Raw genomic sequence first — 17,983 nt, 5'->3', positions numbered from 1 at the left:
CTGCTTTTATAAGATAAGGCCGGTACTTCATGGTTTTAGTCAAAAGAAGCAGAAAAAACAGGAGATGAGGCAGAATCAAATGATATTAATGAATGAAATACCGGACCGGTTCTGGGGATTGTTCCGTTCCATTAACCGGTCTACTTACATAGAAGCTTTGTTAAAAATCAATGAGGAATATGAATACAGCAACTACTTTTTAAGCCGGGAGGTGTGTATTCAGGTTCTGGAGGAATATTTTACGGCAAAACGGCTGGTCATCTGGCAGGACGAGCTGGAAGATGAGGCGGATGCCTTAGAGCCGACCGCGGTCAGGGTATTAAACTGGCTGTTAAGGGCAGGCTGGCTTCGGAAAGTGGATGACTATGCCTCCATGACGGTCAATATCGTAATTCCTGATTACGCTGCCGTCATGATCGAGGCGTTTTTTAAACTTGCAAGTGATGAAGAGGATGAGACCCAGATTTATATCCAGAACGTTTATGCAATCCTCTTCTCTTTGAAAAATGATCCAAGGGCCGGTGTAAGCCTTTTGAATACGGCTTACATTAATACAAAGCGGCTTAACAAGACTTTGCAGGACATGCTTCACAACATGGACAAATTCTTTGCAAGCCTTTTGGAGAAGAGAGCATATGGGGAACTGTTAAAGGAACATCTGGAAGGATATGTGGAAGAAATCGTAAAAAAGAAGTACCATATGTTGAAAACTTCAGATAATTTCTATCTTTACAAAAATGATATTAAGCGGTGGATCAGCTCCATGCGGGAAGATACCGAATGGATCGAGCAGATGAGCCGCCGCAGCGGCCAGAAGGTAACGGCAGGGGATATTGTAGAAAAACTGGATCAGATCGAACGGGGATTTGACGATATCGAGCACCGCATTGCCAACATGGACAAGGAGCATTCCCGTTACATCCGCGCTACGGTTACAAGGCTTAACTATCTATTAAATCAGGAAGACAGCATGAAGGGGCTTGTTATCAGGCTTTTAAATCATCTTTCTGAAACAGAGGATCCGGATGAGGCTATAAAGGAAGTGGGAGGCCTCATGAATTTATCCCAGGTATCCATCCTCTCTGAAAAATCCCTCTATAAAAAGAGAAGGACCAGGACAGGCTTTAAGGAAAATTTAATGCCGGAGGAAGAGCCTGCTGAGCTAACCATGGAGGAGATCCTGAATCTAAACCGTTTAAAAAGCCGCTACAGCCGGAAGGAGATCGAAAGCTATATCGAAGCCCATCTGGAGAATGGACGTATGGAGGTAAAGGAAGATACGGTGAGTTCTCCTGATGAATTTGAAAAGCTGATCCTGGCCTATGATTACTCTACCAGAAGGAAAAGCATGTATCAGGTGGAGGAGCAGGAGGCGGAGCTCATTGACAACGGCAGATACCGCTATCCAAAGCTGGTATTTGTAAGGAGGAACGAATCATGACCTATGAAGAAAGTGCTGGCATCATCAGCCAGATTCCATATTTTGACGCTTTGGGACAGGGAGAAAAGGAAGAGGTAAGAGCAGGTTTAAGGCTTCTTCTGCAGCAGACCTTTGTTCTGGAGCATAAGTACGACAAGCGTACCAACCGGTTTGCCTATAATCCGGAATTTAAAATCTGCAATAAGCATCTGGAATTTATCCGGGCCTATCTGGCAGTCAGCGGAGTGTCTGTTCTGGAAAACAGCCAGCTGGGCATTATTTATATCCAGGGAGAGAACACGGTGGGAGACAAGCTTCCCAAACTGGCTACCCTTTATTTACTGATCTTAAAACTGATCTATGATGAGCAGATGGCGGCAGTTTCCACCAGTGTCAACATCTACACCACATTAAGTGAGATTCATGAAAAGCTGGGAAATTACCGCTTATTTAAGAAACAGCCTTCACCGACGGAAATCCGCCGGGCTATTACATTGTTAAAAAAGTATCAAATTTTAGAGCCTCTGGATATTTTGGAGGACTTGGATGGGGACAGCCGCATGATCATCTATCCCAGCATCAATGTGGTATTGTTTGGAGATGACGTGCGGGCCCTGTTAGAAGCACTTGGAGAAGGAGACGATGACGATGACGAATCAGAAATTTGAAGCCCTGTCCCGGATACTCCTTAATAACTGGCATTATATCAGCCGGAAAACCTTATCCTTTAACCAGGGGATCAACTTCTTTACCGGACATTCCGGCAGCGGAAAGTCTACGGTTATTGATGCCATGCAGATTCTCCTTTATGCCAATACCGACGGCCGGGGATTCTTTAATAAAGCAGCGGCCGATGATTCCGACCGGAGTCTGATCGAATATTTGCGCGGTATGGTGAATATCGGTGAGAATAATGAATTTGCCTATTTGCGGAACCAGAATTTCTCCACTACCATTGTGCTGGAACTGAAACGGACGGATACGGGAGAATACCAGTGCGTTGGAATTGTTTTTGATGTGGAGACAACCACCAATGAAATATCCAGAAAATTCTTCTGGCACAAAGGCCCTCTTTGGGAAAACGGATACCGTACCGGTTCCAGGACCATGACCATTCAGGAAGTGTCTGCTTATTTGCAGACCATTTACCCCAAAGAAGATTATTTTGCAACCTCCCATAACGAGCGGTTCCGCAGGCAGCTGTATGATGTATACTTAGGCGGTCTTGATTCGGAAAAGTTCCCCCTTTTATTCAAACGTGCCATTCCGTTCCGCATGAACATCAAGCTGGAGGATTTTGTAAAGGAATACATCTGCATGGAGCAGGACATCCACATTGAGGACATGCAGGAAAGCGTCATGCAGTACGGGCGGATGCGAAAAAAGATTGAAGACACGGTTATTGAGATTGGTTATTTAAATGGAATGAGTGAAAAGTTCTCAGCAGTTCGTGAAAAAGAAGAGGAGATAAGACAAAATACATATTTCTTCCGCAGGATGGAAATTCTGGATTATCAGGCAAGGATCCAGGCATTAACGGATAAGTCCAGGCTTGCCAGGGAGGATTTAGACCGTCAGGAAGGCCAGCGGACAGCATTAGAAGGGCAGATGGAAGATCTGACCAGACAGGGAAATGAGCTGCTTGGACGGATTTCCTCCTCTGGCTATGAGGATCTTAAGAATCAGCTGGAATCTGCGAAGGAACTATCAAACCACTTAAATAAGAGCTTAACCAAATGGTCTCAGACAGGGGAGCGGCTGAAGGAATGGATAGACGAAGAGGCTACTTCCAACCAGACCATATGGGACATAGAAGAATTTGAAAAGAATACCATTGATGAGGAGAAGTTAAACCGCCTGAAAAAATCCATTGCCGAGATGAGAAAGGAAACAGAAGAAGCTCAAAAAGAGGCAGAAGGAATTCTCCGGGATATCCGGAAAAAAGAGCGCCAGACAAGTGAAGAGCTGGCCCAGTTAAAGGCTGGAAATAAGGCATATCCAAAATATTTGGAACGCGCCCGGTCCCTGATCCAGCAGCGGCTTTTAGAGGAAACCGGCAAGGCGGTGGAGGTCCATGTGCTTGCAGACCTTTTGGACATCAGGGATGAGACCTGGAGAAATGCGGTGGAAGGCTATCTGGGCAATAATAAGCTGTCCCTGGTAGTGGCTCCGGCTTATGCGGAAGCAGCCATGGCTGCTTACGGGGAACTGGACAGGGCGGAATATTTTAATGTGGCAGTTCTGGATACGGAAAAGGTAGGGCAGAACTCCTATGAAGTGATGAAAGACGGCCTTGCTGAAGAGATTACGGTGAGGGAGTCTTATTTACAGCCGTATATTGACCTGCTTTTGGGCAGGGTCGTCAAGTGCAGGAACTTGGAAGAACTGCGCCGCAGCCGCATTGGAGTGACCCCTGACTGCATGCTTTACCATACGTTCCGCCTGCAGCATATGAATCCCGATAATTATACCAAATTTGCTTATATCGGCAAGGACAGCGTCAGGAGAAGGATCCGGCTTCTGGAAAAGAATCTGGTTTCCATGGAAGAGGAGAAAAAGCCCCAGGAACAGTTGTTAAAGGAATGCAAGCGTATCTTATCCATGGAAGGCTTAGGAGAAGAAACGGGCGTTTACCTGGAATGGCAGCAGGATATGGAGGCTTTTAAGGAAAAGGAAAAAGAAATCAGACGGCTGGAACAGAAGTTTGAAAAGCTGAAGGCCCAGGATGTAGAAGAATGGGTGAAGGAAAGGGAAGCCATCTTACAGCTCTGCGATAGAAAGAGGGCGGAGCAGAGTGCAGTTGCAGAGCTTATTTTTGGCATCAACAGCGAGATCGAACGGTTCCGCAGAGAATCCCTGCAGCTGCAGGAAGAACTGATTTCAAAGGAACGGGAATTTGAACCGGTTGAGGAGCTGGAGACCAAGGTGAAAGAAATTTTGGAAAGCAGAGAAAACTGCCGGTACGACCGCATTAAGAATGAATTTTTCGGAGAATGCAGGAAGTCAGAAGAAGCCCGTGATCAGGCATTCCAGGCACTTGTAGGCTCCAGAGGAGAGTATGCAAGAAAATATCCCAACCGGAACTTTTCCCTCACAGCAAAGGATAATGGGGAATATGACCGCCTTCTTGAGACCATGGAGTGCGGAAATCTGGAGGAATATAAAACGATGGCCGCCGAGCAGGCAAAGTCTGCTGTCCTACATTTTAAGGATGACTTTATGTTCAAGATCCGAAGCTCCATAAGGGATGCCCTTTTACGAAAAGATGAGCTGAACAAGATCATCAGCAGGCTGGATTTCGGCAAGGATAAGTATCAGTTTGTCATTGGAAGGAATAAAGGGCCGGATGGGAGATATTATGACATGTTCATGGATAACTCCCTGGAGGTTAATCCCGCCTGTCTTACGGATTCCCTGGATAACCAGATGAACTTATTCACCATGGAGCATGAAAACCAGTACGGAGAAATCATCAATGACTTGATAAACATTTTCATTCCGCCGGAAAACGCCACACCGGAGGAGATGGAAGAGGCCAAGCGGAACATGGATAAGTATGCGGATTACCGGACGTATCTGTCCTTTGATATGCAGCAGATCATTCAGAACGAGGATGAGGTCATTAAGATCCGTTTAAGCAAGATGATCAAAAAGAATTCCGGCGGGGAGGGGCAGAACCCTCTTTATGTAGCCTTATTGGCCAGCTTTGCCCAGGCTTACCGGATCAGCATGTCTCCAAAGATACAGAGAAATCCCACCCTCCGCCTGGTGGTGCTTGATGAGGCATTTTCCAAGATGGATGCGGAGAAGGTGGCAAGCTGCATTGAGCTGATCCGGGGGCTGGGCTTCCAGGCCATTATCAGCGCTACCAATGATAAGATTCAGAATTATGTGGAGAATGTGGACAAGACCTTTGTATTCGCCAATCCTAATAAGAAGTCCATATCCATTCAGGAATTTGAGCGGGAAAGCTTTCCGGAGCTGATGCGGGAGCTTGATGAAGGGGATACCGGCGAGGAGGAACTTGATGATAACCTTGATTTGCAGGATTCCTGAGAAAATAACAGGGCAGCTGCTTCGGTGATTTCAGAATCGTAATTGTTTTTATATATAAAGAGGGTTCCTGAAAGTCATTCTACGACTTTTGGGAACCCTCTTTGCTATTTCACCGATCATGGCAATCTAATGGCTTTCGTTCAGATAGTTATAGATGCTGTATCTGGATAATCCCAAAAAATCAGCCAGCTTTTCAGCCGCTTTTTTTATCAGGAAAAATCCCTTGTCGTCTAAGGTGTGGACAACAGACACCTTCTCTTCTTTTGTCAAATTCCCCACGGATTTTCCGGTCATGTTTACGGCATCTTTCATCATGATTTCCAGCAGTTCATCAACATTTCCCACAAACAGTTCAGGAGTCTGGGTAAGAGCCTGGGAGCTGGAACAGGTAAAGGTCCGTAAAGTGTTTTCACATTTAATCATATCTGTAATATCTAAATTAATGCACAAGCTTCCGTTCACTTTTCCATATTCGTCACGGAAGTACTTGCTGGAAGAACGTAAGATCCGGCCGGTAGGTGTGGCGTTAACATAGCTGTACTGGTCTTCCGGTGATGCGGATCCCTTTAAAATCTCTAATCCGGCATTGGTGCCTCCATCTCCGACCTTTCTTCCGGTCACATGTCCATTCCAGATTGCGACGATTGTCTGGTCATATGGCAGGGTAAGGTCATGTAAAACCACTTCACAGTTTTCTCCGAATTGCATCGCAATGCATTTTGCAATGTCAGACAACAGGTTCAGGTTATCAGAAACATATCCCATAGTAATATTTTATCCTTTCAACAAAATGTCTAAGTAAATTATAAATGAAATGTGAGATAAAGTCCAGCAATAATCCGGTATTTGTTGAATAAAAAAACTAACATTATAAAAAACAAACAAAAAAATAAAAAGAATCTCTTGATTATTGTTGACAAAACACATGAAGTATAGTATATATTGATTATGAGTTAAACAAAATGTTGAAAGCAAATCAACAAAAAGTTCAAACCATATTTTTAAAAGGAGGTATTTTATGAAAAGAGCAATTGGTATTATCATGGCTGCAGGTATGGCAGCAATGGCGGTCACAGGCTGCGGAAGCGGTTCCCAGACACAGGCCACCACCGCACAGACGACTGCGGCCGGCGGGGAGACAACCAGCGGGGAAACATCTGCTCCGGCAGAAAACAAGGAAGCACAGGTGATCACTTTCTGGTACAACAACACAGGGGATGAAGCGGCTGTCTATGAGAAGGCGATCAGTGAGTACAATGCTTCCCAAAGCAATTATAAGGTGGAAGGGTTAAGCGTTACGGATGCCCAGAAAGTAATCGTAGCTATGAGCAGCAACGAATCACCTGATGTAATCAAAATAAGCAACCAGACCGTGGTGCAGTATCAGAAGAATGGCTTGCTGGAAAATCTGCAGCCATATGCAGACAAGGAATCCTTTGATTCCTCCATTTATTCAGAGCAGGCTATGAATGCAAATACCATTGACAGAAACATTTATGCCCTTCCCCTTGATGCATACACCATTCAGATGTATTACAACAAGGAACTGTTGAAGGAAGCCGGATACACCGAGCCGCCAAAAACCATGGAAGAGATGTATGAGATGGCAGTAAAGGCTACGAAGGTAGATGGCAGCGGAAATATTGAGGTGCTTGGATATCCCTTATTCCCATATGCCTCTGCCAGACAGGAGCTGATCTACGGCTTTGGCGGAAGATGGTGGGATGAGGATTCTAATGTCACTCCTGATAACGCAGGCATTTTAGACAGTCTTAATATGAACATAAAATACAGAAATCAGTTTGGCGGAAAAGCCCTTGATGGGTTTATCGGTACAGCAAATACAAACCGTTATACAGAACAGGATATGTTCTTCCAGGGCAAGCAGTTGTTCCGTCTTGACGGCTCCTGGCTGCCGACCATGATGAAGAATTTTAATTCCACCGTTGATTACGGCATTACCCTGATTCCCGGTACACAGGCAAATCCGGAGCTGAGAGGAACCAGCCGCTATGAGACTGACTCTGTAGCAGTACCGGCAATGGCTAAGAATAAAGATGGAGCCTGGGATTTTACAAAATGGCTCTGCAGTCAGGAAGGCGCTAAGATCATTGATCTTGGAACCGGAAATCTTCCTGCTGTAAAAGCTTTATACGATGATGCTGATATTAAGGCAGTTCCTGGATTTACAGAATTTATCGACGCTCTGAAGCAGGAAAAAGGCATTCAGTATCCGGTAATGGCAGATTATGATGAATACATATCCATGATCAATGCAGCACTTGATACCGTCTACTCAGGGTCAAAGACTCCTGAAGATGCATTGAAAGCTCTTGCAGCACAAAGCGCAAATTTAAAATAACAATTCACTAATAAAGGGTGCTGCAGGCAGAAATCTGCATTATGCAGTGCCCTGATCTTCATGTTTGAGAGGGGAAAAGGAATGAAGGGACGAAACGCGACACAGCGGGATTTTATAAATGGGCTGCTGTTTTCATCTCCGTGGATTCTGGGCTTTCTGGCTTTTAGTGTATATCCACTGATAAGCTCTCTGTATTACAGCCTTACAAAGTTCAATGCCGTAACAGCTCCGCAGTGGGTAGGACTTGAAAATTTTAAAGACATCTTTAGTGATCCCCTTGTTTGGAAGAGCTTGGGAAATACCTTATTTATGGCCTTTGTATCTACGCCCATCAACCTGTTCGTAGCGCTGCTTCTGGCCAGCATCGTATGCGCCGATTTTAAGGGGCGGGGGTTTGTCAGGACAGCATTTTTCCTGCCTTCCGTAATCCCAATGGTTGCGGCGACTATGGTATGGATCTGGATGTTTGACCCTACCTACGGCTACATCAATAACGTATTAAGCTGGTTTGGAATCAGCGGGCCGGCATGGCTTATGGATGCCCATTATACCAAGTGGGCGCTGGTCCTCATGGGTACGTGGAACACCGGAACCATGATGCTGGTCTGCATGTCAGCTTTACAGTCTGTACCAAAAAGCTATTATGAATCCGCCGAAATTGACGGAGCCGGAAAGGTTTCCAGATTTTTCTATATAACGGTACCATGCATTGCTCATGTTCTTGTGTATCAGGCCATACTAAGCACCATAAATGCATTCCAGTATTTCCAGCAGGTATACATCATTATTACTGCTAATGCCGGAGTAAAAGGCGGAAGTGCCGCCGGCGGCCCTGAGAATTCCATTCTCATGTATCCGCTGTATGTATTCCATAATGCATTTACCTATTTAAAGATGGGTAAGGCTTCGGCAATGGCGTGGCTGCTCTTTGTCGTTGTTGCTGTTCTGACGGTCATTATGACAAAGGTAACGAGAAAAGCAACAGAAAATGCCGGAGGTGAATAAGGATGAAGAAATATATAAGCAAAGTTTTATTTTTTGCTATGGTTGCTGTGCTGGCTTTGATTTTCATATCACCCTTTATGGTAATGCTGCTCACTTCGTTCAAAACCAACAACGATGCGTTCACCATTCCGGTAAGGCTGTTTCCCCGTGAATGGGTGAAAGAAAACTATCCGGCAGCCTTTGCAGCGATCCCATATTTTAAGTACATGGGAAATACGGTGTTTATCACGGCCATTTCACTCATAGGGCAGCTTCTGGTCACGCCTATGGTTGCATATTCCCTGGTGAAAATCAGATGGAAGGGTGCAGACATCATCTCAGGCCTGGTCATGGCGACGATGATGATACCCATAACGGTCACTATGGTGCCATTATATAAGATTTATTCAAAGCTGGGTCTTACCAATACATACGTTCCCTTAATCCTGCCTGCATTTTTTGGAAAGGCATATTATATTGTTATTGTCCGGCAGTTTTTTGCAGGTATTCCGAACAGCCTGATTGAGGCGGGGAAAATCGACGGGGCTACAGAATTCCAGCGTTATTATAAAATTGCACTTCCTCTTTGCAAACCGGTTTTGACCACGATAGGAATATACGCCTTTTTGGATGCGTGGAGTGATTATTTGTATCCTTTGATTTTTATAACAAAGCCAGGTATGTATACCCTTTCTCTGGGACTCCAGCAGTATATGAGTGAGTATTCCATAGACTGGTCAAGGCTGATGGCGGCAGCAGTTGTATTTGTTCTTCCGGTCATTGTATGCTTTGCGGTTTTCCAGAAAAACTTTGTGGAAGGAATTGCAACCAGTGGCTTAAAGGCGTAATGAGCAGGTGAAACTATGCGAAAAACACAATCATTAAATGGAGTTTGGGAATGGCATTCCGAAGGAGCCTCCCACAATGCCGTATACACGGGAGAAGTGCCTGGAACGGTGATCAGCCATATGCTGAAACATAAGCTGATCGAGGATCCTTATTGGAGATGCAATGAATATGCTGTCCGGGAATTAATGGCAAATGATTATCTTTATAAAAGAAGCTTTACGGTGTCAGGAGAGGATCTGGAACTTTCCCATGCAGAACTTGTCTGCGCCGGAATTGATACCATTGCCTCCATCCGTATGAATGGCTGTCTGGTTGCAGAAACCAGGGATATGCACAGAACTTACCGTTTCCCGGTAAAGGAATTTTTGCAGGAAGGAGAAAACCGGATAGAGGTTTTATTTCACTCCCCGCTGAATTTTGTAAGGAAAGAGGATGAGGGAAATGATATCTTCTATGCCTCCACCGGATGTATCCCCGGGAATGCGGCACTTCGCAAGGCTCATTATATGTTTGGATGGGACTGGGGCCCGCAGCTTCCGGATATGGGAATCTTCCGGGATATAGCCATCGAATATTTCAGCGAAGAAAAAATCCAGGATGTCCATATCAGGCAGGAGCATGAGAGCAGTGGCAGAGTCGGACTGAAATTTGAAGTAAAAACAAAGCAGCCTCTCTCTTTTGAAGAAAGGCAGGAAAACAGGCAGACATGGCTTACCGAGACTGTAATAACAGATCCGGAAGGCAGGCTTGTATCCAGGACAGTCCGAAACAGCGGAGAGTGGCAGTATGAAGAAACCATACCACAGCCCCGGATATGGTGGCCCAACGGTTTGGGAGAGCATCCCTTATATAGGGTGAATATCCGCCTGCTTGATGAGGCGGGAACCTGTCATGATGCCTATGAGTGCCGGATCGGCCTTCGGACCGTGACCGTCAGCACGGATAAAAATGAATACGGAAATGAGTTTGCCATTACGGTGAACGGAATAAAAATATTTACCATGGGAGCGAATTATATCCCGGAAGATAATATTTTAACAAGGGTGTCGAAGGAGAGGACTGCACGGCTGATCGAAGACTGTGCTGCCGCAAACTTCAATTGCTTAAGAGTCTGGGGCGGAGGTTATTACCCTGATGACTATTTCTATGATAAATGCGATGAAGAAGGAATATTAATCTGGCAGGACCTGATGTTTGGATGCAATGTCTATGCATTAAACGAACCTTTTGAAGAGGATATTATAGAAGAAACAAAGGACAATGTCCGCCGTTTAAGGCACCATGCTTGTCTGGCCCTGTGGTGCGGAAATAATGAAATGGAATGGGGCTGGGCAGATGAGTGGGCAAGGCTGAAAGGCCATCACCCCAGATATAAAGCGGACTATACAAAAATCTTTGAATATATTCTTCCCCGGGCAATTAAGGACTGTGATGACACTTCCTTTTTCTGGCCATCTTCTCCGTCCTCAGGAGGAGCCTTTGACAATCCCAACGCGACCAACCGGGGGGATCAGCATTACTGGGAGGTCTGGCATTCAGGAAAGCCGTTTACGGAATATGGAGATTTCAGCTTTTGCTCAGAATACGGTTTCCAATCCTTCCCACACAGCAAAACCATAGCCTCCTTTACCCTGCCGGAGGACCGGAATATTTTCAGCAGGGTCATGGAATCCCACCAGAAAAACCCGGCGGCTAACGGGAAGATTTTAAACTACATAGCAGATTACTTCCTTTATCCCAAGGATACGGATTCTCTGGCATATATCTCTCAGATTCTTCAGTTAAAGGCTATTGAGTATGGCGTAGAACATTGGAGAAGAAAGAGGGGGCAATGCATGGGTTCTCTCTACTGGCAGCTTAATGACTGCTGGCCGGTAGCCTCCTGGGCGAGCATTGACTATTATGGACGCTGGAAAGCGCTCCATTACGGAGCACGCAGGTTTTATGCGCCCTTTACCATTTCCATCGGTGAAGAGAAGGAACTCTCTCCTCATGTTTCCTATTACGTTCATAATGATACCAGGGAGGAACAGCAGTGCAGGGCGGAAATTCTCCTTAAGGATCATAAGTTCCGGGTGTTGTGGAAAGAGGCATGGGAAGGGGAACTGCCTGCGTTGTCGGTGTTAAAGTGCATGGAAACAGATTTTTCCCTATGGACCGATGATGAAGCTCTTTGTTCTTCTGTTTTTTCTGTATTCCGGCTATACAGGGGAGAAGAACTTCTTACGGAACGGACGGTTCTGTTTGTAAAACCAAAGCATTTTGATTATAATGACCCGGCTTATGATGTTTCGGTTTCAGAGTCAGAGCATAGCTTTGATATTACGGTGAAAGCTTCCTGTTTCTGCCAGTATGTAGAGCTTTACTTTAAAGATTTTGACGTTATTTTCTCTGATAACTTTTTTGATATTACTTCGCCGGAAGGAGTTACGGTTCACGTAAGCAAAAAAGACTTTAAAGACCAGATGAGCCCAGACCTGGTGAAAGAAAACCTGGTGGTGCGGAGTGTGGCTGACAGTTATGAAAGCTGAGAAGGGAGGAGATAAAGATGGGACTTACACAGGAACAGATACAACAGTTAGAGACACCCTGTCTGGTTATTGATGTGGATCTGGCGGAAAAAAATATAAGAAGGATGCAGGAAGCAGCGGTTCAAGCCGGCTGCCTGCTGCGCCCTCATATCAAGACCCATAAAATGCCATTATTTGCCGAAATGCAGATGAAGGCCGGTGCAAGCGGGATCACCTGTGCCAAGGTAAGCGAAGCTGAGGTCATGGCTGACGGAGGCATGGAGGATATTTTCATTGCTTATCCTATGGTGGGAAATTTCCGTATCCAGAGGGCGATTTCGTTGGCAAAAAGGATCAAAAGGCTTATTTTGACCATTGACAGTCTGGAAGGTGCCAAGGCACTGAATCAGGCAGCTTCTGATCAGGATATGATCCTGGAAGTCCGTATGGAGATCGATACGGGAGCCGGACGCACGGGAGTGCCCATGGACCGGGCGGTGGAGCTGGCTCTTGCTCTTAAGCAGATGAAGTATTTAAACCTTACAGGTATATTTACGTTTAAGAGCCTGATCCTGTCCGGTAAGCCAACGGAGGACAATTTGCTGGCTGCCGAGGAAGAAGGAAACATGATGGCTGAAACTGCCAGACTGTTGAAAGATGCGGGAGTAGAGATACAGGACATCAGCGCTGGTTCATCCCCCACCGGTATTAAAGTTGCACAGACGGGAATGGTAAATGAGATCCGCCCTGGTACCTATATTTTTGATGATTTTATGCTGACCAAAGAAAAGGTAGCCGATATCAGTGAGATCGCTGTCCGGTTCTATGCGACGGTAGTCAGCTGCCAGCATTCGGAATATGCCGTGGTGGACGGAGGAACCAAGTGCTTTCCAACGGATGTGGTTCCAGGGCAGCCTCCGTTTTACTATCCCGGATATGCAGTGGTGGAAGGGGATGACAATCTTAAGCTGTCACGGATGAATGAAGAACATGGGATCATCACGGCCATTAATGGGGAGACCGGGCTGCATGTGGGTCAGGTTCTGTCTCTGATCCCCATTCATGTATGTACGGCTGTCAATATGCAGAATTCTGTTTACATTCTGGAGAATGGTTCTCTCAGAAAACAAAAAGTAGATGCAAGAGGGATGCTGATATGAGTTATATTCTGATCAAAAACGGACTGATTTATGACGGAAGCGGAGAACTGCCGTATCAGAGCGATATCCTGATAGAGGGGAAAAAAATTATTGAAATTGCCCCGGATATTGAACAGGAAGGAGCCCGGGTAATCGATGCTTCCGGGAAGGCGGTAACTCCCGGTTTCATTGACATACACCGGCATTGCGACATTGCACCTTTCACCAATCCTCATTTTGGGGAAATAGAGCTGGCCCAGGGGATCACCACCACCTTTGTGGGAAACTGCGGACTTGCACCCGTGCCATCGGTTCCTTCGCGGAGGAAGGAATTATATGATTACCTGGAGCCGGTAATCGGAAGACTTCCTGATGATCTGGCCTTTGAAACCTATGAAGATTACAGGAAAGCCCTGGAAGCAGCAGACCTACCGCTCAACATGGGATTTTTTGCGGCTTCAGACAGCATCAAGGTAGCTTTAAAGGGGTTTGGAAGCAAGGAATATACGGAAGAAGAACTCAAAAAGGCTCAGGAGTATGTAAAAGATGCATTGGCCCAGGGAGCCTTTGGGATTACGCTGGGAATCATGTATCAGCCGGAATGCTATTCAAACAGGGAAGAGCTTACGGCAGTTGTAAAGGCAGTTGCCGGAAATGGCGGCATTCTCTGTACCCATATCCGGGGAGAGGGAGACAGCCTTGTGGAGTCGGTGGAAGAAGTGATCGATGTGGCGGCAAAGGCAGGGGTTCCCTTAAATATCAGCCATTTGAAATCAACGGGAATCAAGAACTGGAACCGCAAGATATTTGAGGCGATTCAGAGGATTGAACAGGCCAGGGAATCAGGTCAGGATGTTACTGCAGATTTTTATCCCTATGACGGCGGCTCTACCACCCTCCAGTCCCTGCTTCCGCCAACCATTATGGAGGAATCCTTCGAGGCTCTGGTAAAAGGCTTATCAGGCACAAAAGGGAAGCAGAGGCTGCGCTCGGAGTTACATAAGGTTCATCAGGGCTGGGATAATATGTCGGAAAGCATTGGCTGGGACCGGATCATCATCAGCTCCGTCACCCTTGAGAAAAATGCATTTATGCAGGGACAGACAATCGGAGCGCTGGCGGAAACGCTGGGATATGAAGAGCCTTCCGATCTTGTGGCAGACTTACTTGTGGAGGAAAATGGAAAAGTGGGAATTATTGTGTTAAGCATGTCCCAGCAGGATGTGGATGCAGTGGCCCGACTCCCCTTTACCTTATTGATTTCTGACTCCCTGTACGGCGGTGACGGAAAGAACGCCCATCCCCGCCTCCTCGGGACGACTGCCAGATTTTTAAATGATTTTGTCATAAAGCGAAAGGTACTGTCCATGGAGCAGGCCATCAGTAAGATGACCTATCAGCCTGCAAAACGGATGGGCCTGGAGGACAGGGGGCTTTTAAGGCCCGGATACCAGGCAGATGTGCTGGTATTTCAGCCGGAGAGTTTCTTAGATCATGCAGATTACACCGGAAAGCATGGCCCGTGTACGGGCATGGACCTGGTGCTGGTTGGAGGAAAACAGGTGCTGACAGACGGCATTCTTGTGGACCGCACCAGTGGGAAGCTGTTAAGAAAGGGCTTTAAATAAATAGAAGGAACCCCCTTCCAGGCATACTTATATGCCCTGAGAAGCCGGGCAAAAAAAGGAAAGAAGGAAACAGACATGAATATTTATGAAAAACTGAAAGAACTTAATTTGGAGATCCCGGCAGCTCCGCCTAAAGGAGGAGTATATGCCCCGTGCCAGGAATTTGGAAACAACCTGGTATACATATCAGGCTGCGGGCCGGTGATCGGAGAAGAAGGGATTCGTGGAAAGCTTGGAAATGAATTTACCACAGAAGAAGGAAAAACCTTTTCCAGAGATGCCATGTTAAATGTCCTTGCAGTGTTACAGGATAAAATCGGGGATTTGAACCGGGTAAAGCGTGCAATTAAAATTCTTACCTTTGTGGCAAGTGCGGATACCTTTTATGAGCAGCCGGCTGTGGCTAATGGAGGAAGTGAATTACTGTTACAGCTTTTAGGCCAGGAGAATGTACCGGCCCGTTCAGCCATAGGCGTCAACGTTTTGCCTGGAAATATTCCTGTTGAGACGGAAGCTATATTTGAAATTGAAGAATAATCTTTTGGTGAGGGATAAAAATGGATCGTCAATTTGAAAAAAATTTAATAGAGTCATTATACGTACATTACCCTTTAAAACCGGAGTACGATAAAAGCATGGAGACCTATCATTTGAAAAAGCCGGTTTTGTCCTCTGTAAATTTATGGGATGGAACCAGCCTGGAGCCATGGAGCTTTGACGGTGAGGGAGAAGTTCAGGTAAAGGATGGGAACATATTGTGCCTGGAAACAAAGTCACGGGCGGACCACTGGCCGGATAATGAAGTCAGGGCAAACGATGCGGCAGCAGGACTTTATGCCACCTTTGGAAGCTATATTGCAAGGCTGAATGTGAAGGGGCTGGAACTTGGAAAAGGAAACCGGATATGGTTTAAAATCCGTCCTATTTGCCCCGGCCTTCACAGTCCAATCGTGCGTGTAGGGTTCGTCAATAATGGGATAACCAAGATACCGGATGTCTATTCGAGAGAAGGCTTTAATGCCATCAATCTGAAAAATAATGAATGGAATACCTGTACCTGGGAGATCGATTCCATTGCCCATGATGCAATCGAGGAAATTTCATTTAACATTCACCGTTATGGCAAGGAAGTGAGCACTGGCGATGACATGAGATTTGAACTCTGTGATATCCAGCTTCAGGAGGTAAAACCAGGAGTCGTTCATGGTTGGCAGTGTGAGGAAGAGGAAGTAGTATATTCTACAACCGGTTACTTTACAGACGGGAGAAAAACAGCAATTGCCAATACCTCAGCCAAAGAGTTTGAAATCGTGAAAGAAGAAGACGGTTTAGAGGAAGTAGCGGTATACCGTGGGCAGATTGAGAAGGTGGAAAACCACCTGGGAAGCTTCAGGGTATTGGATTTCTCGGACTTAAAAACCGAAGGTACATACAGAATCCGGTTTGGAAATACGGTAAGTGAGCGGTTTATCATAGGAAATGACGTCCTGGAAAGTACTCTGTGGAAGCTGACCAATTTCATGTACTGTGAGCGGTGCGGCTACCCGGTTCCTAACTGCCATGGAACCTGCCATCAGGATGTGATCGCAGAACACAACGGGGTGAAATTGGTGTATGCAGGTGGCTGGCACGACGCAGCAGATGTTTCCCAGCAGACCATGCAGACAGCAGAGATCTTAGATGCCATGATCGCTTCCGCAGGGAAGGTGAAGGATTCTGATCCTATGTTGTTTGGCAGAATGATGGAAGAAGCAAACTGGGGACTGGACTTTGTGCTTCGTATGCGATTTGGAGACGGCTACCGTGCATCCCATGCGGCCATCCGCAGGTGGACCGACAACTTCATCGGAAATATGGACGATTGTGAAGCAGATGTTCACAACAGGTCCTTTGAAAACTTTGTTTTTGCTGCGGTAGAAGCCGGTGCCGGAGAAGCCTTTAAGGAACTGGACCGGGAGCTGGCATGGAAGTGCGTAGATGCAGCGAAAGAAGACTTCCGTTTTGCCGATGAGAGGTTCCGGGAAGTTGGGGTGGAAGGACCGTATCATCTACTGGAACATACGGCAGGCTCCAGCCTTTCCCAATACTATGCTGTTGCAGCATGGGCTGCGGCCAGGATATACAAAATTACCGGAGACAGCTATTTTTATGATAAGGCTGCCGAGTATGCAGATAAGGTGATCTCCTGCCAGGAAACCAGGAATGACCTGCCCATGAGGGGATTCTTCTGCAGGGATGAAAGCAAATCCCATATTGTCCATTTCTCCCATCAGGCGAGGGATCAGGTTTTTGCCATGGCACTGGCAGAGGTATGCGGTGCGCTTGCAGAGCATGAAAATAAGACTGTGTGGGAAGAAGGCTTAAAGCTCCATGGGGAGTATTTAAAAGGCCTTCAGAAATATACGGCTCCCTATGGCATGCTGCCGGCCGGAATCCATCACATCAGCGAGGCAGAGGACCAGGAAGCCTTCCATGTGGTGCACCCAAAGGTTGATTATGAAAGAGAACGGGTCAATTACGTGGAGCAGCTGAAGCAAGGCATTGATCTGGGAGACGGATACTATATAAGAACATTCCCGGTGTGGTTTTCTTACCGTGGAAATTCGGCGATCCAGCTGTCTATGGGAAAAGCAGCTTCCATCATAGGAACGTATTTCAGTGATGGGGAGTTAATTGAAATTGCCAGAGAGCAGCTTTACTGGACCCTTGGAAAGAACCCCTTCGGCCAGTCTCTGATCTACGGGGAAGGAAACCATTACGGCCAGGAATATACGGCTCTGCTTGGAGAAACCGTTGGAGAGATGCCGGTAGGCGTTCAGACCAGAGGGAATGAAGACCTTCCTTATTGGCCGCCTGCCAATATTGCCACCTATAGAGAAGTGTGGACAACGCCGCCGGGCCGCTTTATGTGGGTAGCAGCTGATTTGATTTAAGCAGAAGACGATTGCTTGCGGCCAGTTATTTCTATATGGAGATCAGAGTCCCGGAATGGCGGGCAATTGATTTGGCAGTATAGATGGAAGAAAGCTAATAAA

At 46.3% G+C, this 17,983-nt stretch carries 12 protein-coding genes; 11 read left to right on the top strand and 1 reads right to left on the bottom strand.

All coding sequences use genetic code 11. The features are described from left to right. Positions 1–79: 79 nt before the first annotated feature. Genes BMX69_RS12925 through BMX69_RS12915 form a run of 3 tightly spaced genes read left to right on the top strand, consistent with a single transcriptional unit; the run spans position 80 to position 5,476 of the window. Positions 80–1,441 carry a Wadjet anti-phage system protein JetA family protein gene (locus BMX69_RS12925; RefSeq protein ID WP_100042558.1) on the top strand — a complete coding sequence of 454 codons (1,362 nt, stop codon included), beginning with the start codon at positions 80–82 and terminating at the stop codon, positions 1,439–1,441. After that, positions 1,438–2,088, top strand: coding sequence for a DUF4194 domain-containing protein (locus BMX69_RS12920; protein ID WP_092244637.1), 651 nt, complete (start codon positions 1,438–1,440; stop codon positions 2,086–2,088). The genes BMX69_RS12925 and BMX69_RS12920 overlap by 4 nt, the downstream gene beginning before the upstream one ends. Next, positions 2,069–5,476 carry an ATP-binding protein gene (locus BMX69_RS12915; RefSeq protein WP_100042557.1) on the top strand — a complete coding sequence of 1,136 codons (3,408 nt, stop codon included), beginning with the start codon at positions 2,069–2,071 and terminating at the stop codon, positions 5,474–5,476. Before BMX69_RS12920 ends, BMX69_RS12915 begins: the two co-directional genes overlap by 20 nt. Positions 5,477–5,602: 126 nt before the next feature. Here BMX69_RS12915 and BMX69_RS12910 read toward each other — a convergent pair whose 3' ends face one another. Then, positions 5,603–6,241, bottom strand: a complete 639-nt coding sequence (locus tag BMX69_RS12910; RefSeq protein WP_100042556.1) for a helix-turn-helix transcriptional regulator — start codon at positions 6,239–6,241, stop codon at positions 5,603–5,605. A gap of 253 nt (positions 6,242–6,494) precedes the next feature. Between BMX69_RS12910 and BMX69_RS12905 the strand changes: the two genes are divergently transcribed. From BMX69_RS12905 to BMX69_RS12870, 8 genes are all read left to right on the top strand, one after another. Continuing rightward, positions 6,495–7,838, top strand: a complete 1,344-nt coding sequence (locus BMX69_RS12905; protein ID WP_054790906.1) for an ABC transporter substrate-binding protein — start codon at positions 6,495–6,497, stop codon at positions 7,836–7,838. A gap of 81 nt (positions 7,839–7,919) precedes the next feature. Further along, positions 7,920–8,843, top strand: a complete 924-nt coding sequence (locus BMX69_RS12900; RefSeq protein ID WP_054790921.1) for a carbohydrate ABC transporter permease — start codon at positions 7,920–7,922, stop codon at positions 8,841–8,843. A 2-nt stretch (positions 8,844–8,845) separates the two neighbouring features. After that, positions 8,846–9,670: a carbohydrate ABC transporter permease gene (locus tag BMX69_RS12895; protein WP_100042555.1), complete on the top strand. Its 825-nt coding sequence runs from the start codon at positions 8,846–8,848 to the stop codon at positions 9,668–9,670. Between the two features lie 15 nt (positions 9,671–9,685). Beyond that, complete coding sequence (locus BMX69_RS12890) at positions 9,686–12,202, top strand: beta-mannosidase (protein ID WP_100042554.1); 2,517 nt, start codon at positions 9,686–9,688, stop codon at positions 12,200–12,202. Between the two features lie 17 nt (positions 12,203–12,219). After that, the gene (locus tag BMX69_RS12885; protein ID WP_054790901.1) at positions 12,220–13,341 is read left to right on the top strand and encodes an alanine racemase; all 1,122 of its coding nucleotides are present in this window, start codon (positions 12,220–12,222) and stop codon (positions 13,339–13,341) included. Continuing rightward, complete coding sequence (locus tag BMX69_RS12880; protein WP_100042553.1) at positions 13,338–14,948, top strand: N-acyl-D-amino-acid deacylase family protein; 1,611 nt, start codon at positions 13,338–13,340, stop codon at positions 14,946–14,948. Before BMX69_RS12885 ends, BMX69_RS12880 begins: the two co-directional genes overlap by 4 nt. Positions 14,949–15,023: 75 nt before the next feature. Next, on the top strand, positions 15,024–15,485 hold the full coding sequence (locus BMX69_RS12875) for a RidA family protein (protein ID WP_054790900.1): 462 nt from the start codon (positions 15,024–15,026) through the stop codon (positions 15,483–15,485). A gap of 20 nt (positions 15,486–15,505) precedes the next feature. Further along, positions 15,506–17,881 (top strand): glycoside hydrolase family 9 protein, encoded by a 2,376-nt coding sequence (locus BMX69_RS12870; RefSeq protein ID WP_100042552.1) that lies wholly within the window; start codon positions 15,506–15,508, stop codon positions 17,879–17,881. Positions 17,882–17,983: the final 102 nt, after the last annotated feature.

The sequence above is a fragment of the Lacrimispora sphenoides JCM 1415 genome (assembly GCF_900105615.1).
GTDB classification, from domain to species: domain Bacteria; phylum Bacillota; class Clostridia; order Lachnospirales; family Lachnospiraceae; genus Lacrimispora; species Lacrimispora sphenoides.
The sequence above is the reverse complement of the archived record's forward strand: the minus strand, read 5'-3'. Positions and strand labels throughout refer to the sequence as shown.

What these genes read in the sequence shown, in the direction of transcription:
- BMX69_RS12925 (WP_100042558.1), top strand. Translation starts at nt 80, where the DNA reads ATGATATTAATGAATGAAATACCGGACCGGTTCTGGGGATTGTTCCGT.
- BMX69_RS12920 (WP_092244637.1), top strand. Translation starts at nt 1,438, where the DNA reads ATGACCTATGAAGAAAGTGCTGGCATCATCAGCCAGATTCCATATTTT.
- BMX69_RS12915 (WP_100042557.1), top strand. Translation starts at nt 2,069, where the DNA reads ATGACGAATCAGAAATTTGAAGCCCTGTCCCGGATACTCCTTAATAAC.
- BMX69_RS12910 (WP_100042556.1), bottom strand. Translation starts at nt 6,241, where the DNA reads ATGGGATATGTTTCTGATAACCTGAACCTGTTGTCTGACATTGCAAAA.
- BMX69_RS12905 (WP_054790906.1), top strand. Translation starts at nt 6,495, where the DNA reads ATGAAAAGAGCAATTGGTATTATCATGGCTGCAGGTATGGCAGCAATG.
- BMX69_RS12900 (WP_054790921.1), top strand. Translation starts at nt 7,920, where the DNA reads ATGAAGGGACGAAACGCGACACAGCGGGATTTTATAAATGGGCTGCTG.
- BMX69_RS12895 (WP_100042555.1), top strand. Translation starts at nt 8,846, where the DNA reads ATGAAGAAATATATAAGCAAAGTTTTATTTTTTGCTATGGTTGCTGTG.
- BMX69_RS12890 (WP_100042554.1), top strand. Translation starts at nt 9,686, where the DNA reads ATGCGAAAAACACAATCATTAAATGGAGTTTGGGAATGGCATTCCGAA.
- BMX69_RS12885 (WP_054790901.1), top strand. Translation starts at nt 12,220, where the DNA reads ATGGGACTTACACAGGAACAGATACAACAGTTAGAGACACCCTGTCTG.
- BMX69_RS12880 (WP_100042553.1), top strand. Translation starts at nt 13,338, where the DNA reads ATGAGTTATATTCTGATCAAAAACGGACTGATTTATGACGGAAGCGGA.
- BMX69_RS12875 (WP_054790900.1), top strand. Translation starts at nt 15,024, where the DNA reads ATGAATATTTATGAAAAACTGAAAGAACTTAATTTGGAGATCCCGGCA.
- BMX69_RS12870 (WP_100042552.1), top strand. Translation starts at nt 15,506, where the DNA reads ATGGATCGTCAATTTGAAAAAAATTTAATAGAGTCATTATACGTACAT.